At 53.3% G+C, this 17,372-nt stretch carries 21 protein-coding genes and 2 tRNA genes; 11 read left to right on the forward strand and 12 right to left on the reverse strand.

Translation table 11 applies throughout. The features are described 5' to 3' along the window. The first annotated feature begins 31 nt into the window (after positions 1-31). On the forward strand, positions 32-676 hold the full coding sequence (locus AC6CHM_RS00820) for an outer membrane beta-barrel protein (RefSeq protein WP_115051769.1): 645 nt from the start codon (positions 32-34) through the stop codon (positions 674-676). 73 nt (positions 677-749) lie between these two features. Here the strand turns inward: AC6CHM_RS00820 and AC6CHM_RS00825 are convergent, their stop codons facing one another. From AC6CHM_RS00825 to AC6CHM_RS00840, 4 genes are all read right to left on the reverse strand, one after another. After that, on the reverse strand, positions 750-1,346 hold the full coding sequence (locus AC6CHM_RS00825) for a glutathione S-transferase (RefSeq protein ID WP_307284076.1): 597 nt from the start codon (positions 1,344-1,346) through the stop codon (positions 750-752). A gap of 157 nt (positions 1,347-1,503) precedes the next feature. Next, positions 1,504-2,250, reverse strand: coding sequence for a ribonuclease T2 family protein (locus AC6CHM_RS00830; protein ID WP_498171630.1), 747 nt, complete (start codon positions 2,248-2,250; stop codon positions 1,504-1,506). A gap of 13 nt (positions 2,251-2,263) precedes the next feature. Next, entirely contained in the window at positions 2,264-2,710 is a 447-nt protein-coding gene (locus AC6CHM_RS00835) for a hypothetical protein (RefSeq protein WP_307286481.1), read from the reverse strand. 57 nt (positions 2,711-2,767) lie between these two features. After that, entirely contained in the window at positions 2,768-3,628 is an 861-nt protein-coding gene (locus AC6CHM_RS00840; RefSeq protein ID WP_498171631.1) for a 23S rRNA (adenine(2030)-N(6))-methyltransferase RlmJ, read from the reverse strand. A gap of 144 nt (positions 3,629-3,772) precedes the next feature. Here AC6CHM_RS00840 and AC6CHM_RS00845 point away from each other — a divergent pair, with 144 nt between their 5' ends. Then, positions 3,773-4,615: an EamA family transporter gene (locus AC6CHM_RS00845; protein ID WP_498171632.1), complete on the forward strand. Its 843-nt coding sequence runs from the start codon at positions 3,773-3,775 to the stop codon at positions 4,613-4,615. A 93-nt stretch (positions 4,616-4,708) separates the two neighbouring features. Further along, positions 4,709-6,817: a molybdopterin oxidoreductase family protein gene (locus tag AC6CHM_RS00850; RefSeq protein WP_498171633.1), complete on the forward strand. Its 2,109-nt coding sequence runs from the start codon at positions 4,709-4,711 to the stop codon at positions 6,815-6,817. Positions 6,818-6,842: 25 nt separating this feature from the next. Here AC6CHM_RS00850 and purN read toward each other — a convergent pair whose 3' ends face one another. After that, positions 6,843-7,454: a phosphoribosylglycinamide formyltransferase gene (gene purN / locus AC6CHM_RS00855; protein ID WP_498171634.1), complete on the reverse strand. Its 612-nt coding sequence runs from the start codon at positions 7,452-7,454 to the stop codon at positions 6,843-6,845. Between the two features lie 11 nt (positions 7,455-7,465). Further along, a complete protein-coding gene (gene purM, locus AC6CHM_RS00860) occupies positions 7,466-8,542 on the reverse strand; it encodes a phosphoribosylformylglycinamidine cyclo-ligase (RefSeq protein WP_115051763.1) in 1,077 nt (358 codons plus the stop codon). 152 nt (positions 8,543-8,694) lie between these two features. On the opposite strand from purM, the gene AC6CHM_RS00865 reads away from it, so the two are divergent. The 5 genes from AC6CHM_RS00865 to AC6CHM_RS00885 all read left to right on the forward strand — a co-directional run bounded on the left by AC6CHM_RS00865 (position 8,695) and on the right by AC6CHM_RS00885 (position 11,299). Further along, entirely contained in the window at positions 8,695-9,900 is a 1,206-nt protein-coding gene (locus AC6CHM_RS00865) for an AI-2E family transporter (protein ID WP_435530176.1), read from the forward strand. A 34-nt stretch (positions 9,901-9,934) separates the two neighbouring features. Continuing rightward, a complete protein-coding gene (gene hdaA / locus AC6CHM_RS00870; RefSeq protein ID WP_115051762.1) occupies positions 9,935-10,627 on the forward strand; it encodes a DnaA regulatory inactivator HdaA in 693 nt (230 codons plus the stop codon). A 124-nt stretch (positions 10,628-10,751) separates the two neighbouring features. Then, positions 10,752-10,828, forward strand: a tRNA-Pro gene (locus AC6CHM_RS00875). A gap of 75 nt (positions 10,829-10,903) precedes the next feature. Beyond that, a complete protein-coding gene (locus AC6CHM_RS00880) occupies positions 10,904-11,209 on the forward strand; it encodes an NADH dehydrogenase ubiquinone Fe-S protein 4 (RefSeq protein ID WP_115051761.1) in 306 nt (101 codons plus the stop codon). A gap of 13 nt (positions 11,210-11,222) precedes the next feature. After that, a tRNA-Arg gene (locus AC6CHM_RS00885) sits at positions 11,223-11,299 on the forward strand. A 29-nt stretch (positions 11,300-11,328) separates the two neighbouring features. On the opposite strand, the gene AC6CHM_RS00890 is transcribed toward AC6CHM_RS00885, so the two are convergent. Both AC6CHM_RS00890 and AC6CHM_RS00895 read right to left on the reverse strand, forming a co-directional pair. Then, positions 11,329-11,571 carry a hypothetical protein gene (locus tag AC6CHM_RS00890; protein ID WP_115051760.1) on the reverse strand — a complete coding sequence of 81 codons (243 nt, stop codon included), beginning with the start codon at positions 11,569-11,571 and terminating at the stop codon, positions 11,329-11,331. Between the two features lie 313 nt (positions 11,572-11,884). Beyond that, the gene (locus AC6CHM_RS00895; protein WP_498172626.1) at positions 11,885-12,517 is read right to left on the reverse strand and encodes a LysE family translocator; all 633 of its coding nucleotides are present in this window, start codon (positions 12,515-12,517) and stop codon (positions 11,885-11,887) included. Here AC6CHM_RS00895 and AC6CHM_RS00900 point away from each other — a divergent pair. Continuing rightward, on the forward strand, positions 12,474-12,773 hold the full coding sequence (locus tag AC6CHM_RS00900; RefSeq protein WP_498171636.1) for a hypothetical protein: 300 nt from the start codon (positions 12,474-12,476) through the stop codon (positions 12,771-12,773). The two genes, AC6CHM_RS00895 and AC6CHM_RS00900, sit on opposite strands and share 44 nt — an antisense overlap. Positions 12,774-12,792: 19 nt before the next feature. Beyond that, positions 12,793-13,779, forward strand: a complete 987-nt coding sequence (locus tag AC6CHM_RS00905) for an MlaD family protein (protein ID WP_115051758.1) — start codon at positions 12,793-12,795, stop codon at positions 13,777-13,779. Positions 13,780-13,787: 8 nt separating this feature from the next. On the opposite strand, the gene AC6CHM_RS00910 is transcribed toward AC6CHM_RS00905, so the two are convergent. Continuing rightward, entirely contained in the window at positions 13,788-13,940 is a 153-nt protein-coding gene (locus tag AC6CHM_RS00910; RefSeq protein ID WP_162802410.1) for a hypothetical protein, read from the reverse strand. Positions 13,941-14,444: 504 nt separating this feature from the next. Further along, the gene (locus AC6CHM_RS00915; protein ID WP_162802409.1) at positions 14,445-14,777 is read right to left on the reverse strand and encodes a hypothetical protein; all 333 of its coding nucleotides are present in this window, start codon (positions 14,775-14,777) and stop codon (positions 14,445-14,447) included. A gap of 499 nt (positions 14,778-15,276) precedes the next feature. On the opposite strand from AC6CHM_RS00915, the gene AC6CHM_RS00920 reads away from it, so the two are divergent. Then, the gene (locus AC6CHM_RS00920; RefSeq protein ID WP_498171637.1) at positions 15,277-15,615 is read left to right on the forward strand and encodes a BRA0787 family protein; all 339 of its coding nucleotides are present in this window, start codon (positions 15,277-15,279) and stop codon (positions 15,613-15,615) included. A gap of 83 nt (positions 15,616-15,698) precedes the next feature. Here the strand turns inward: AC6CHM_RS00920 and copM are convergent, their stop codons facing one another. Both copM and AC6CHM_RS00930 read right to left on the reverse strand, forming a co-directional pair. Next, a complete protein-coding gene (copM, locus tag AC6CHM_RS00925; RefSeq protein WP_354344873.1) occupies positions 15,699-16,085 on the reverse strand; it encodes a CopM family metallochaperone in 387 nt (128 codons plus the stop codon). 77 nt (positions 16,086-16,162) lie between these two features. Then, positions 16,163-17,332 carry a cystathionine beta-lyase gene (locus tag AC6CHM_RS00930; protein WP_115051754.1) on the reverse strand — a complete coding sequence of 390 codons (1,170 nt, stop codon included), beginning with the start codon at positions 17,330-17,332 and terminating at the stop codon, positions 16,163-16,165. Positions 17,333-17,372 lie beyond the last annotated feature (40 nt).

The raw sequence follows: 17,372 nt of genomic DNA on the forward strand, positions 1-17,372 counted from the left end.
CGTGTAAATAGAGTTTAAAAAGGAGATTGCGATGCGCACTCTTAAAACAATGATCCTCGCTTCGGCGGCTGTGCTTACGCTCTCCGCCCCGGTTCTCGCTGCTGATGCTATCGTCGAACAGGCGCCAGCTCCTGAGGCTGCACCGTTTGAACAGCCAGTTGGCGGCTGGGATGGTGCTTACGTCGGTGCTTATGGCGGCTATGGCTGGAACAAGAACAAGACATCCGAAGGCAAGCTTGATGCCGATGGCATGAAGGGCGGCGTTTACGGCGGTTACAACCTTCAGAATGGCCAGTTTGTTTACGGTGTTGAAGGCGACGTTGGTTACTCCGGTGCCAAGGAACGCAGTTTTGGTTATAGAGCCAAGCAGGGCGTAGAGGGTTCAGTACGTGCCCGCGCCGGTGTCGCTCTTGATCCGGTCCTGCTTTACGGTACAGGCGGTGTTGCCATGACTGAAGGCAAGCTTAGCGGTCCTGATGGCAGCGATTCCAAGACACATATCGGCTGGACAGCCGGTGTTGGTGCAGAAGCCAAAATCACCGAAAATATCGTTGGCCGTGCTGAATATCGTTACACCGATTTCGGCAAGAAGAACTACGATCTCGGTGGTATCGACGATGTATCGAACAAGATCACAACGAATGAAATTCGTCTGGGTGTTGGCTACAAGTTCTAATACCAGGGTGATTTAACGAAAAAAGCCGGACAGGAGACTGTCCGGCTTTTTTCGTTTCAGGCCTTCCGCAAAATTACTTCGGCAACAATGCCGCCAGTTCGGGATGCAATTCCTCGAATCGCTTTTGCCAGCGTGTCAGTTTAGAGCGCCCCTTTTCCCATTTTCCTTCGAACCGCAAGCTTGCATAGGCGAGGGCTGCCGCCAACGCGATATGGCCGCCATGCAGTTTCTTGCCAAGACGGGGAGGTGCCGCGTTCAAAACATCAAGCACACGCACTGCCTTGACCCATTGGCGATCCAGCCACGGCTCGTAGATTTTTTCTTCTGGGCGGAAACGGCGCTCATAAACATGCGCCAGCAAAACATCACAAAGTCCATCGGCGATAGACTCAAGCTGCTCTGCCTCAAGGCGTTTTTCCGCGTTGCGCGGAAAGAGCTTGTTGCCAGAAAGGCGATTGAGATATTGCGTAATGACGCGGCTATCGAAAATCGCCTTGCCATCGTCGAGGATCAGGGTTGGAATTTTACCAAGCGGATTGGCATTGACCAATTCCGGCGGCTGCGCATTGCTGTCAACGAGAACGGCTTCAAGCGGAATATCCGCATAATGCGCCGCCATACGCACCTTGGTACTATAGGGCGATGCGGGTGAATAAAGAACTTTAGTCACGATGAACTCCGATTTTGCGACTCGATGTGAAACGGTAAACTTCGTGTGGGATTATGAAAAGCGCGCATTGATAAAGTGAGTTGCAAAACGGCAAGCGTGTTTTCTTTTCAAAACATACCTTGTCGAAGGGCGAACCATGCAAGAACATTAGTGCAAGCTAAAACGCTCCCGGCATATCAACAGCGCGTCTACGGCACGAGGACCTATCGACCTGCGGGCAGGAACGGAAATTCAGATCCTTTGTCAGGCAGATGCGCACCTCCCGCAAATAATCACGATCGCAGGTCACTGCTATGCCATCTTTCTGCATACCCGGATTGGCGGCTGTGAAAGCCTGTTCAAGCACTAGCGGGTTAATCGGGCTGCGCTGGCTTGGTTGGCGATATGCGGAGGGAATGGAAACCCGCTGCATTGCCTGACGCATCGTTGCAAAATAATCGCGTTGCGTCAGACCGCTGCAAGAGCCGTGCTTGCGCCACTGATAAGTGACGAGGCCTGTCGAAGGCATTATATCGGAGAGCTGCTTGGCTTGGGCAAAAGGTACATTGCGAGGTTGCGAGGTATCGCAATCCTGCGGAAACCCCTGTTCATATTGCGGCCAAAGTCCGTGAACCACAAAACCATAAGGTCTGCCGGAGGCGCATTGCTGCCCATTAGCGCGGTCGCCTTCTGCCGCGCAATAGCTTGGAGACCAGGAGAGCGCGAGAACATAAAAATCAAATCCGCTTCCCGTCGCCAATTTCTCGCCCGAAGGCTGTTTGGGCAGCTGGCTGGCTGGCACATTCTCCCGATCCTGCGTTGTAGGGCGAGGTGCCGGAACGTCCTGTTCTCGCAAATAGGTCAGAATACTGATGCCGATCAGCGCCGCAAACAGAAGATAGCGGGCAATCTTTCCAGCTGGCATCAGCTGAATTCAATCAGCGCAGTGTGCGGCAGCTTCCGCTATAAACATGCCAGCGATCAAAACCGGCAAGACAGAATTCGACATTGTCTCCAACACCGACAAACCCTTGACCGTGCTCCACGAGATACCAGACAGGCTGCTGGCTTCCGTCGGAAAGATGAGCCGTAGCGCGGCAATAATGCCGTTCAACTGCATCCATTTCAGGATCAGCACTGGGTTCGTGGCGTGTCTGCTGCACATCGGTAAAATTGTCGATACCAACCTGCGGCAGGTTTGGAACATGCCTTACCTGATAAGAAAATTTGTTGACGATGCGGTTAAGCACGCGGGCCTGTCCGCAGGTCTCGTCATAGCTTTGAGCCGGGCCTTCGACGTAATCTGCGGCCATGGCAGGGGCGGCAGATGACAGGGCAACACCAACGGCGAAGCTTGCAGCAATCAATGACGAGAAGCGTGACATGGATATATTCTCCGGGACATATTTATGTGTGCAATTTCAACCAGGGATAGCGTCAGGTCAAGCGTCAACTTGCTCACCCCTTATCCAATCGACCTTGAACCCTGCATTCGTTTGATCACTGAGGATTTTTGACAACGCCGGAAGGATGGTTTGCAACTCGGCTTCCAGTGTAAAGGGCGGATTGACGATGATCATCCCCGTTCCATCGAGTCGCGGTTCTGCTGACGGCGCTCGAATCATCAGCTCGGTTCGCAATATCTTGGGAATACCAGTATCCGCCAGCATGTCCGTAAAGCGTCGCAGCTGCTGAATATCTTTTACCGGATACCACAATGCAAATGTGCCGCCCGAAAAGCGCTTATGCGCCCGCGCCAGACCCTCAACCAGGCGGTCGAATTCGCCGCCAACCTCGAAGGGAGGGTCGATCAGCACCAATCCTCGCTTTTCCTTGGGCGGAAGATGGGCTCCAAGCGCCAGCCAGCCATCAAGCTCGGTGACACGGGTTTGAAAATCGCCTTCAAAAACCTCTGCCAGCAGTTTTGCATCCTGAGGGTGCAGCTCCAGTGCTGAAAGCCTGTCCTGTTTGCGCAGCAAATGCCGTACAATAAGCGGACTGCCGGGATAATGGCGCATCTGGCCATCGACATTCTCGGCGCGGATAATATCAAGATAGGGCGCCAGCAATTCGGCTACCTGTGGATCGAGCTTGGCTCCCATAAGCCGCCCGACACCGTTTACCCATTCGCCGGTCTTGCCAGCTTCCGTGCCCTTCAAATCATATCGGCCAATGCCCGCATGGGTGTCCATCACACGAAACGCCTGTTCCTTGCGTTGCAGATAAAGGACAATCCGCGTCAGGATGATGTGTTTGACCACATCGGCGAAATTGCCAGCATGATAGGCGTGACGATAGTTCATGCGCCGCTTGTTTCATGATGTTCGCGCTCTCGCAAGATGGTTGATGTTAAAGTTGAAATTATACGACTTGCTGGCCTTCATGGTTCTGTCATAGAGCAGATCAGCATGCTCCATTCCGCAGCATGCCGGCAGGTAGATGCATCAATGTCCGGAACTGTAGTCCTCGTTGTGCTTTTTGCAGCGCTCATGCATGCAAGCTGGAACGCCGTCGTCAAATCCGAGGGCGACAAATTTCTCAATACAGTCGTGGTTGTCACCTCGGCAGGATTGATAGCAGCTGTCTGCCTGCCGTTTTTGCCTGCCCCCGCACCGGAAAGCTGGCCATTTTTGGCGGCGTCAGGCGTTGCACAGGTTATTTATCTTGCGATGGTTGCCGCTGCCTATCGCAGCGGTGATATGAGCCAAGCCTATCCTATCATGCGTGGCACAGCTCCGTTGATCGTTGCACTTGCCAGCGGACCTTTGGTTGGGGAAGTTCTTTCCTTGCAAAAATGGATAGGAATAGCCCTGATTTGCGCCGGTGTTCTTGCGCTCGCATTGGAGTCGCGCCGTCGCGTAGGGGCAAATCGCGCCACAACTATTCTCGCCTTGGTCAACGCAGTCGTCATTGCGTCCTATACGTTGATTGATGGCTTGGGCGTACGCCATTCCGGTGCGCCCGCCGCCTATACAATGTGGGTATTCGTGTTGAATGCTGTTCCACTTCTGGTTTGGACGCTTATCATGCGGCGCGGCGAGCTCTGGCCGCATTTTGTCAAACGTACCCGCCTGGCAACAATCGGCGGTGTCGGTACACTCGGTTCTTATGGCCTCGCTCTTTGGGCAATGACCATGGCCCCGGTTGCTGCGGTGGCGGCATTGCGGGAAACCTCGATTCTCTTCGCAGTCGCCATCTCCGCATTTATCCTGAAAGAGCGAATCGGCTCCAAGCGTCTCGCCGCAGTGGCGTTCATCGCTGCGGGTGCCGCCGTAATGCGGATTGCCTGATTTACACCAAATCCGCGCACCGTGATTGCAAGTTTGTCACCAAGACAAAAAGCTGCATTTCTGTCGTTGAATTTTTGCGCTATGCCTAGGGCTATGAACAAACCACTCCTTCTTCGTACAGGGCATTCCGCATGCCCTCATGATTGCCCGTCAACCTGCGCTCTTGATATCGAGATACTCGATTCAGGCATGATTGGACGTGTGCGCGGTGCAAAGGACAACAGCTATACGGCTGGCGTGATCTGCGCCAAGGTTGCACGTTATGCCGAGCGCATTCATCATCCGGATCGCCTGTTGAAGCCGCTGGTTCGCAGCGGTGCAAAAGGTGAGGGCATCTGGAAAGAGGCAAGTTGGGAAGCAGCGCTTGATCTGATTGCGGAGCGCTTCCTCAAAGCTGAAACCGAATACGGCTCGGAAAGCATCTGGCCCTATATTTATGCTGGAACAATGGGGCTGGTCCAACGCGACAGTGTACACCGGCTTCGCCACGCCAAGAAATACACCAACACATTCGACAGTATTTGCACCAATCTCGCGACGACTGGATTTTATGCCGGAACGGGGAAGCTAGCCGGTGTCGATCCGCGCGAGATGGCGAAATCCGATTGCGTGGTTATATGGGGTACGAACGCTGCGGCAACGCAGGTCAATGTCATGACCCATGCCGTCCGTGCCCGTAAGGAGCGGGGCGCAAAGATTGTTGCAATCGACATTTATGAAACTGCAACGGTTCGACAGGCTGATCTTGGTCTTGTGCTGAAACCCGGCACAGATGGTGCCTTGGCATGCGCGGTCATGCACATTCTGTTCCGCGACGGCATGGCGGATTGGGACTATCTAAACGCTTATACGGATGATCCAAAAGGTCTGGAGCGGCATTTGCAAAGTCGCGGACCTGAATGGGCCGCCGCCATTACAGGGCTTGCAGTCGCTGAAATTGAAGAATTCGCCAGACTTGTTGGAACGACCAAGAAGACCTTCTTCCGGCTAGGCTTTGGCTTCACCCGGCAACGCAATGGCTCGGTCAATATGCATGCCGCCTTGTCAATTCCAGCCGTCACTGGCGCGTGGAAATATGAAGGCGGCGGCGCATTTTATTCGAATGGTGGCATTTACAGCATGGACAAGCGGGAGATTGAAGGCCGCGCCTTTGCCGACCCTTCCATCCGCCATATTGATCAAAGCCGTATTGGCGCTGCGCTGACCGGCGATCCGAGCGCGCTTTATGGCGGTCCGCCTGTTATGGCGATGCTTGTCCAAAATACCAATCCGGCCAATGTTGCACCCGAACAGCGCCTTGTCCGACAGGGCATGATGCGCGATGATTTTTTCATGGCTGTGCATGAGCAATTCATGACCGACACCGCCAAGCTGGCAGATGTCGTGTTGCCAGCAACGATGTTCATGGAGCATGACGATATTTATCGCGGCGGCGGCCAGCAGCACATTGTGCTTGGCCCAAAGCTGATTGACGGACCCGGTGAAGCGCGCCCAAATCTGTTTGTTATCAATGAATTGGCTAATCGTCTTGGCGTTGGCGATCTCCCCGGCTTTGGCCTCGACGAAAAGACGTTGATCGATAATATGATGCATTCCAGCAATCTGCCGGGCTTTGATATGCTCAAGAAATTGCGCTGGCTCGATGTGCAGCCGGACTTTGAAACGGCGCATTATCAGAATGGCTTCAGCTGGCCCGATGGGAAATTCCGCTTCAAGCCTGACTGGACGGGAACGCTATCGCCAAACAGGCCACCCCAATCCATGGGACCGCAGGGGCCTTACCAAACCCTGCCGCAATGGCCCGATTATTTCCAATCCATTGAGCTGGCCGACGAGAAACATCCGTTCCGTCTGGCGACGTCGCCCGCGCATAATTTTCTCAACTCGACTTTTGCCGAAACGCCGACATCCCTTCAAAAGGAACGCAGGCCTGAATTATTGATCCATCCGGAAGATGCGGAAATGCTCGGCATTCATGAGGGCGACCGTGTGGAAGTTGGCAATGTTCGCGGTGAGGTCATTCTTCACGCGCGTGTTCAACCTTTGACAAAACGCGGCGTGGTGATTTCAGAAGGAATCTTCGCCAATTCGTCCTTTGAGCGCGGCGAAGGGATCAATGTGCTCACTGGCGCCGATGCACCAGCACCCTATGGCGGCGCGGCGTTTCACGACAACAAAGTTTGGGTGAAGGCGGCGACATAAGGCCCTGCTACAGAGCTTTGGTCTTCTAATCGCTAAAAACCGTCCGCCCATCTTTCATCACGGCCTTGCCTTGTGCAACCAGCGCCAACGCGCGGGTATAGGTCTCGTGCTCTACGGAAAGCACACGCTTAGCAAGCATATCCGGTGTATCGCCGGTTTTCACAGGCACTGCGGTCTGGGCAATGATTGGGCCGTCATCCATACCGGCAGTGACGAAATGCACCGTACAACCATGCACGCGCACGCCTGCTTCAAGCGCCTGCTCATGCGTATGCAGGCCCTTGAAGAGTGGCAGCAAAGAAGGGTGAATGTTGAGCATCTTCCCTTCCCATTGCGTGACAAATTCGGGTGAGATAATCCGCATATAGCCTGCCAGACAGACAATATCCGCTTTGGCTTCGACAAGTGCTGCGCAGACAGCTGCTTCATGCTCGCTCTTGGACGCATAGTCACGGTGAGGAATGGCAATTGCAGGGATGCCTTCCAAGTGCGCTACTTCCAGGCCGCCAGCATCCGCCTTGTTGGCGATGACCGCAACGATTTCCGCCGGATAGTCGGCATGTTTGGCTGCCTCCACAAGCGCGCTCATATTAGAGCCACGCCCGGAAATCAGCACTGCAACGCGTTTCTTGGTCACAGCGCCCTGGATCACAACGCCAATGCGCCCTGATAAACAACGCCGCTTTCGGCGCGTGCAATCATTGTGCCTAGCCGTACTGTCTTTTCGCCTTGTGCGTTCAATGCGGCCAATACAGTATCGGCATGTTCCGGCGAAACCACGACTATCATGCCGATGCCGCAATTGAATGTGCGCAGCATCTCATCGCGTTCCACGCCGCCGGTCTTTGCCAGCCATGAAAATACCGCAGGCACGTTAATCGCAGAAAGATCGATGCTCGCCGTCAGATTCTTCGGCAGCACGCGTGGGATATTATCTGGAAAACCGCCACCGGTAATATGCGCCAGCGCCTTGATCGCATTGGTCTCGCGGATCGCTGCAAGCAGCGCTTTCACGTAGATGCGTGTTGGCGTCAGCAGTGCCTGTCCCAGCGTCTTGCCGGTTTCGAATGGTGCATCTGCATCCCAACCAAGACCGGAAAGCTCAACAATGCGCCGCACCAGGGAAAAGCCGTTGGAGTGAACGCCGGAAGAGGCGAGGCCGAGTATAATATCGCCTTCTTCTATATCGCCGGTCGGCAAAAGCTGGTTGCGCTCGGCCGCGCCAACAGCAAAGCCTGCAAGATCATAGTCGCCATCGCGGTACATGCCCGGCATTTCCGCCGTTTCACCGCCAATCAACGCGCATCCAGCTTGCAGGCAGCCTTCAGCAATACCGCCAACAATGGCTGCGCCCTGATCGGGATCGAGCTTGCCCGTGGCAAAATAGTCGAGGAAGAAAAGCGGTTCGGCTCCCTGTACGACCAGATCGTTGACGCACATTGCGACGAGATCTATCCCCACAGTGTCATGAACACCCGCATCAATGGCGATCTTGAGCTTCGTGCCCACGCCATCATTGGCTGCAACCAGTACAGGGTCCTGGAAACCCGCGGCCTTTAGATCGAAAAGACCGCCAAAACCGCCGATTTCGCCATCTGCGCCCGGGCGGCGTGTTGAACGCACCAGCGGCTTGATTTTTTCGACAAGCAAATTGCCTGCATCGATGTCGACACCGGCCTGCGCATAGGTAAGGCCATTCTTGCCGGGCTGTTCTTCGGTGCTCATGGTCAACTCCAGATTATTGCCCGCGAAATGACACGACTCTGACCAAGCTGCAAGGTCTGAGTGCCGCAAGGGGCTATAAAACGCCACTTATTGACAGTTAGAGCCTTGACCGCACCTCTACTGACTGCCTATCTCCAGACTGAACAACGAGAATGGCGGTTATGAGCAAGACTCCGGGCAAGGCTGTAACGACAAAAAAACCTCCCGTTCCCGTGGAGATTCCCGACAAGGATATCCATGTCGAGGTGCAGCTAAATTCACTTACCAGCAGTTTCCGTCGTCAGGCCATTTTCTGGACTGCTGCGATGATCGTGTTTGCGCTGTTCCTGTTTGTATTTTCCTCAATCCTGTTGCCGTTCGTTGCTGGCATGGTGTTGGCTTACTTTCTTGATCCCGTCGCTGACAGGTTACAGCGCCTCGGTCTGTCGCGTCTGCTTGCAACCGTTGTTATCCTTGTCCTCTTCATTGTCACGTTCACGGTATTGCTGATCATTCTCGTGCCCGTCCTGGCATCGCAGATGAGCGATTTCATCGCGCGGCTGCCAAGTTATGTCTCGCGGCTCCAGGAGCTGATCGCCAGCCGGGATTCGCAGTGGCTCAAGGATTTCATAGGCGTTGATGCTTCCGTTATTCGCAACAGCCTCGATTCGCTGCTTCAGCAGGGTGCTGGCTTCCTCACTACCTTGCTGCAATCGATCTGGAGTTCGGGCAAGACGCTCATTGATGTTGTTGCACTCTTCGTGGTGACGCCTGTGGTGGCCTTTTACATGCTGCTTGACTGGGATCGCATGGTTTCGAAGATCGACCAGCTGGTGCCCCGCGATCACCTCTATACAGTGCGCGGCATCGCTACTGACATGAACAAGGCTATTGCCGGTTTTGTGCGCGGGCAGGGCACCGTCTGTCTGTTGCTCGGGATGATTTACGCAGTCGGCCTTACTGTTGTTGGTCTTAATTTCGGGCTGCTCATCGGGCTTTTCGCAGGCCTCATCAGCTTCATACCCTATGTTGGATCGCTGGTTGGTCTGGTATTGGCCCTCTGTGTGGCATTGGTGCAGTTCTGGCCGGAATGGGGCGGTATCGTCGGTGTCGCGATCGCATTTGGTATCGGCCAGTTCATCGAAGGCAATATCCTGCAGCCAAAGCTGGTTGGTCAGTCTGTTGGTTTGCATCCTGTCTGGCTGATGTTTGCGCTTTTTGCCTTCGGCTCGCTCATGGGGTTCACAGGCATGCTGATTGCCGTGCCAACTGCCGCCGCTATTGGTGTGCTGGTGCGGTTTGTCATCAATCGTTATCAGCAATCCCCGCTCTACACAGGCGATTTCCGCAAAACCGACGAGACAAAACAAATCAGGTGACAGTGCGCCGAGCTAGGTTGTATTTGTTCGCGCCATGAATGACACGACAAAGCCCCGCCAACTGCCGCTGGACCTTGGTCACGAGCCAGGCTACTCCCGCGACGATCTCATTGTTTCCGGCACCAACATGGCCGCTGTCGACATTGTGGATCGATGGCCAAACTGGATTTCACCGGTCGTCATACTGGCGGGCCCGACAGGCTCCGGTAAAACCCATCTTGCAGCTGTCTGGAAGGCGGAATCGAACGCAATGGTCATCGATGCGCGCAATATCGCTGCCGCCGCTGGTCAAACCGGGCCTTTTTTGATCGATGATATAGGAACAGGACCAATCGATGAGTCCGCTTTGTTCCATTTGATCAATAATGTCCGACAAAGCGGCAGCAGTCTTTTGATGACCTCGCGCATCTGGCCGGCAAACTGGCCAGTAACCCTGCCGGATCTTGCATCACGTTTGAAGGCCGCTACCACCGTCGAGATTGGCGAACCGGATGATTTGCTGCTCTCCGGCGTGCTCTATAAGCTTTTCGCAGATCGCCAGATTGCCGTGGACCCGAATGTTATTGGTTTCCTGGTCAGCCACATTGAACGGTCGCTCTCGACCGCGAATCGGGTGGTGGAGCGACTCGACCGTGCCGCCCTTGAGAAAAAATCCAAGATAACCCGCGCTCTGGCGGCGGGGGTCGTTACAGCATTGGACGAAGGGCAGGCGGCTTTCGACCTCTGAGCGCTGCCAAAACCGCTGTCAAACCTGCGACCTTCCGGCACGGTTCAGTTTTTTATTGGATTTGTTGAATTTATAGCTTGCTTCTCGTCTCCGGAAACTCTAGTCAGGCAACCGTTGAAGAACACGGAGCGTAGCGCAGCCTGGTAGCGCATCTGGTTTGGGACCAGAGGGTCGGGAGTTCGAATCTCTCCGCTCCGACCACTTCAACGACGATTGCTGCTGGAACTGAAGCAAAGCCTGTAATATATCGGAATTGCAGACAAAAGGATTTCTTCAATGGCCGCGCGCATTTATCGCCCCGCAAAAACCGCAATGCAGTCCGGCAAGGCCAAAACCGAGGCCTGGATGCTTGAGTTCGAGCCGGAACAGCCACGTAAGGTTGAGCCGCTTATGGGTTATACCTCATCGGGCGATATGAAGAGCCAGATACGCCTTTCCTTTGAAACCAAGGAAGAGGCAATAGCTTACGCCCAAAAGAATGGCATTGCCTATTCGGTGCAGGAACCGAAGGAAACACGCCGTCGCGTTGTATCCTATTCGGAGAACTTCCGATTCGACCGCATGCAGCCTTGGACGCATTGATTTACAACAGATTGGTCCCGTAGCTCAGCTGGATAGAGCACCGGCCTTCTAAGCCGACGGTCACTGGTTCGAATCCAGTCGGGATCGCCACTTCTTCAAAATTCAATATTTATGGATGTTCAGGTTTCTTTGGGCTCGGCAATAAGGCCGTTTTTCTGATCGTGCCGCGATATTATTTCTCGTAAATGATGCGATAGCCGCCGATAATGATCTGCTGTCTGTAAAGATATATCTTCTTTTTGCCCGTCGCGAGACGATCGAAATACTTTTTCTTGGCCGCTTTCCAAACGGATAATCCGCTCCTCGTGTTCCCGGACGGCTTTTCTCAGTCTTTCAACAAACTCGCTATGCATAATTCCCATATAACGGCTCCGAGAAAATCCATTATCCAATATAATCGATTCTGCGCATGACACGGATATTGATGTCATTGCACCGGTCTGCCTGCGAACGCAGATCCCCCGCCCACCTCGATATGACAATTTCCTCCTGGGTACCTTGATGAATATCAAGGCGAGGTGAAAGCTGTTGTCATAATACTTAAAATTGTATGCATTCCATGTCGAGGTTTATTTGACCCCATTTTCACAATGTCCTGCCGCTTGCATTGCTGCGCTATAGAGCGCATTCCCCAGGAATCGCCTTTATGAAGTACCATGAAAACGGCGTTTCGCGTCAGCTTGCGCGTCGGTAGAAGGCGAGAGACCCGGCAAGGGCCAACAATGCGCCGCCACAAATCCGGTCCAGCCACAATGCGCCTGATCGCTTCAACAGCTTGACCGCGCGTGACCCAAGCAGTGCATAGCCAAACATGACAATGGCGTCGATCATTGCAAAGGTCAGTGCCAGCGCCAGATATTGTGGAAATTGGGGCTGATCAAGCACAACGAATTGAGGCAGGAACGCCGAAAAGAACAGGTAACCCTTGGGATTGGTAATAGCGACAAAGAAGCTCTTGAGGAGCACCGAGCGGGAAGAGGGGCCTCCGCCAGCCTCCCTATGCGAATTCGTAACCTCGAACGTTCCTCTGGACCGCAAAAGCATGATCCCGAGGAAGGTCAGGTATCCAACGCCTATCCATTTGACCACGGAAAACCAGAATTCGGATGCAGCCAAAAGCGCGCCCAAGCCAAGGGCCACTGCCCCGATGAGCACGAAGTCTGAAAGAACTGCTCCCACCATGCCCACGCTTGCCGTTCGAAGGCCGTAGCGCGAACCATTGGTCAGTGCCAGTAATACTGTCGGCCCCGGCGTGGCTATGCCTATGAACGCCACCAATGCGAAAGCCAAAATCGTCAAACTTGTCATCATCTATCCCCCGTCAGAACATGGTGACCTCATTCTTGCCCGCCATCAACATAAAATTGAGCCAGCCACAACGCTTCCTGTTCGCAAAACCACCAGCGTTGCCATGTCGGAACTTATCGGTATCGGGAGAATTGAAGTCTTCAACAGGGTGCGCAAGCTCTCCGGCAGAACGATTCTATTTGAGCAAGAAAGCGCTCTGTGGTCCTTCGCCATTGATTTGCCGCGGCTTAAAGCGGTAATGCTGACCGATGAATGACGGAGTTGCCAGATAATCCATGGAAACCAAAGCCAATTACTTTATCGTGGCGGTCTTTACGGTCGTGGTGGCGCTTCTGGCGGCGGGGTTCTTTTACTGGATCGGCCGTTATGGCGAGCGGCGCGATACGAGCACGCTTGAAATCAGAGTTCCAGGCTCTGTGACTGGTCTTACCGTCAAAAGCCCGGTTTTCTTCAATGGCCTGAAAGTTGGTGGGGTAAGCAGGCTTTTTATTGATCAGGAAAATCCTGATGCGGTTATCGTTCAGACTGAAATTGCTTCCACGACGCCGATCACCCGCTCAACAGTGGCAACCTTGGCTTTCGAAATACTTGCTGGCGCTGCACGTATCGAGCTCACCGGAGGCAAGTCCTATGAGCCAAAGCTGCTTGAAGAAGCTGCCAAGGAGGACACGGTTGCACGCGTCGATGTCGATCCAAGTTCGTTGAAAACGCTTGTCCAGACCGCGCAGGACTGGATCGAGCGTGTGGACAAGGCAACTGACGTTACCGAGCGCTACATAGAACAGGCGCGGGGCCCATTGCTTGAAAGCGTTCGCAGCGCCAAGGCTTTTTCCGAAGATTTGGCCAGCAGCACTGAAACCATTGATGAATATGGCCGCAAGGCGCAAAAGCTGGAAACAACAATGCATGATGCACGCGATGTAATTTCGCGCGTCAACAAGGCTTCGACGAAGGTCGATGAGACTTTGCTAAAGGTTGATAAACAGCTTTCCAATGACAAGGACAGCATGGTCAGCGAAATACGCGGCAAACTTGAGGATTATCAGAAACAGGCAAAGGAACTGGATGCGCGCCTGCAAGCGATTGCAGGCAATCTTGATACTCTGACCGGTGAAAAGCTCCGCAACGCCCAGAAAGTGATTTCTGAAAGCCGTCGTGCCGTTGAACGTATTGAGAGGGGCGTTACAAACTTCCAGGACGATCCGCAAAAGTTGCTTTTTGGCGAGGACGATACCGTTCCGGAATATACACCAAAGCGCTGACCGAAAGGTTAGGGCTGATTAAAAGAATTCCAGTATCCGCCATATTGGTGGCCCAGATATAATACGATGGGGATGATTATAAGAAAAAGAATGAGATAGCCCCAAACCGGCGTCAGGTAGGGCGCATAATCGTCTTTTTCTTTGTCACCCTCGTCCATCATGGCTTCAGCTGCCTATCCGTAGGTATTACAGCTAACAAATACGTCGAAATAGAAAGATGCGCCGCGCAAACCAAGCCGCACAGCGCACGCTTCTATAATATATCACAATGCTCCTTGAAGCGTATGCGCCACAAGCACCTATAATTATTTAGAATGCTGCTTGAAACGCCGGTGAGTGAAACCACCTTTGGCGCGTTTCAATATATCCGACAGCTTATTGCTGCTAGCCGGCTTGGTAGGCATTTCCGAGCGAACCTTCTGCAATATTTGTGGGGTCGCGCAGCTTGCATTATGGGGCGTATGAAGGGTCACTTCTCCCATGTTTGTCACTCCCTGAAGAAGAGTAAATATTAGCCGGTTTAAGCCGGTACTCTCCACCCGAACATGCAGAATACGCCCAATTAATTATTGGCACAATAAATTTTGACATAAGGGATCGATCAGCGCCTGCCGATACATTCAACATGCTGTGATAGCGGTATAGGCAGACACGGGTGGGAAGCTTTAGGCTGGCGCTCCGCACTTTCTGCGATCAATCGAACGGCTCATCGACTCAATCTGGCCTTGCAGCGCTCCGGCCTTTTTCTGATTTTCGGTACGATAATCCGGCAGGACGGGACCAAGACCGACAATCACGTCCGGGTCCTGATAGCCTTGGCCATTGGTAAGGCGGCTGACTTCCGCCATGGCCTGGCTGCGCTGTGCAATCAGGGCCGGGCATTGAACCGTGTCATAGCGCAGCGACGAAATTTTCTCGTTATCGAGCTGTCCCTGGATATTCCCGCAACCTGCAAGCAGGGCGGTGAACATGATTACTGGAAAGAGCCTCGTTCTCATATGCCAATATCCTCGATGGTGGGCAGCGGGACATGAATGGGGCAATGAGTTTGTTTTGGCAAGGCGAAACGCGGGTAATCTGCATCAAATTACCAGTTATGGTTGCGTAGGTGCCGGAAACACCATCTCGCTTGGTGCATAAATCGATCCCGCAGCGGAAAGCCACTGGTTGATCCTTCGCTGGGTCAGATCGCTTACCCGTCAACTCAAGAGTATAAAGCCCCCGCATTTCTTTAAACATCGTCACACTCAGTCTAAACGATTGAATTATTTGGCGGGTCGAGAAGGAAAACTCAATAATATTAGGCTTTTGGCAAAATTAAATAAGAGTGCAGATTAATAATGAACAGTAAGCCCAGTGCTATCGTTTGATTTAATTAAAAAACTCGATTGAATAAGTATGGATTAACAGTTTTGGCTTGCGGTCCATGGCATGTCGCACGTATGATTCTGTTTCCGGGAGCCCCCGGCAGTGCAACACAAAAGTGAGGAGACAGGAATGCCTGGTTTGCTGCACCCACTTCATGAAGGCCATGCGCCTATCATCTTGCATAACGCCTTTCAGGACGCGATTGACGCCTTGGAAGACTGGGAACTCGGCAGGGACGAACCCGTAATAAACGTCAATGAGAGACAGGTTGCTATCAGCACTGTGTTCCGGCGTTTGGGAACCTGTACGGACATACTCCCAGCGCGCACACTGGCTGTCGTGGAGGATCTTTTGCCTTTGCGTTCAGCCGAATTCAAAGCCGGTACATCGACTTATGCCGATGCCGCCTACAGCCTTTGGGAACTCTGCCTGCAGAAGCGCGCTGCAAGCAATGAAATACGCCAATAGGCTAACCGACAGTTTGCGTAAAAACACCCGCCGGTCAATCCAGACCAGCGGGTGTTTTCTTATGTCGCTGAAAGGATCAGCTATTAGCCGCCATTTTTCTCCAGCCAGGCCTTCATATCTTTGATTTCGCCTTCCTGAGCGGCGATGATCGTTTCGGCCAGCTTGCGGATTTCGGCGTCCTTGCCATATTCGAGTTCAACCTTTGCCATGTCGATCGCACCTTGGTGGTGGGCAATCATTCCGCGAACGAAATCCTTATCGGCATTGCCTGTGAACTCGATGGCCATATCCTTGTGCATTTTCGTATTGGCTTCCACGAACGCTTTTGAGGAGGGGGACTGATCACCCTTCTGCGCCTTCATGGAATCCTGTTTCATGGCCTCGTGCCCGCTATGCTCCTGCGCCAAAGCAGGCGACGCAAAAGCGACGAGGCAGATGAGGGCAGCATTTCGGATGAGTTTCAAAGTCATGATTCAGTCTTTCATCTAAATGATAGTGGCGCTGTTTGATAACAGCCGTTGCTCATCACATTGAAATCAACTTCGGGTTATGCGGCGCGCGCGGCCGCTAATCCTTTGGCAATATCGGCAATCAAATCTTCCTTGTCTTCCAATCCGATCTGCAACCGGATAACGGTCCCTGCATAGTTCTTGCCGGTGATCTGCCTGTCGTTGAGCCGGACATGAACAGCCAGACTTGCAAAACCGCCCCATGAATAGCCCAGGCCGAATATCTCAAGCGCATCCAGAAAAGCGTGCGCCTGTGCCTTGCCGCCCTCAATGACAATCGAAAAAACGCCGCCGCCGCCCGTAAAGTCGCGCTTGTAAATTTCGTGTCCCGCATGACTTGGCAGGGCCGGATGCAGAACTTCCAGAACGCCATCCTGCTTTTCCAGCCATTCGGCAATTGCCAGCGCATTTTCTGCGTGCCGTTCCATACGCAGACCCATGGTCCGCAAGCCGCGCAGAACCTGATAGGCATCATCACCACTGACGCATAGACCCAGCGCCGTATAGGTCTGCTCCAATGTCTTGAAGTGTTTTTCATTGGCGGAGACTGTGCCCATTAAAATATCCGCATGGCCGGAGGGATATTTGGTCACGGCGTGAATCGAAATATCAACGCCGTAGTCCAAGGCCTTGAAATGAATCGGTGTTGCCCAGGTATTGTCCATCATAACCACGGCCCCGGCTGCGTGTGCCTTTTCGGCAATTGCCGGAATATCCTGCATCTCGAACGTGTTTGAGCCAGGCGATTCGGTGAAGACCACTTTGGTGTTTGGCTTAATCAGCTTTTCAATGCCGGCACCGATGAGCGGATCGTAATATTCGACCTCAACACCCAGTCTTTTCAACGTTGTGTTGCAAAAATAATGCGTATTGCCGTAGCAACTATCGACCATCAGAAGATGATCACCCGGCGAAAGGAAGGCCAAAAGTGGCAGCGTTACCGCCAATAGGCCGGATGGAACGAGCAGCGTGCCAGCCGATCCCTCAAGCTCGTCGATAGCGCGGCAAAGCGCGTCTGTGGTCGGTGTTCCGTGGGTGGCATATGTGTAGGGTTGATTCCCCGTTGCCATGGTCTGCGCGTCCGGAAACAGCACGGTTGAAGCATGCACGACCGGCGGGTTGACGAAACCATGATAGTCGGTGGGATCATAGCCGCCATGTGCAAGTCTCGTATTTATCCCAAGTTTTGAACGAGATTGCTTATCCATGACAGGTCCTCCAAATTATCGGCTTAATTTTAGGCTTGTA

The organism is Phyllobacterium sp. GQ127, assembly GCF_059758635.1.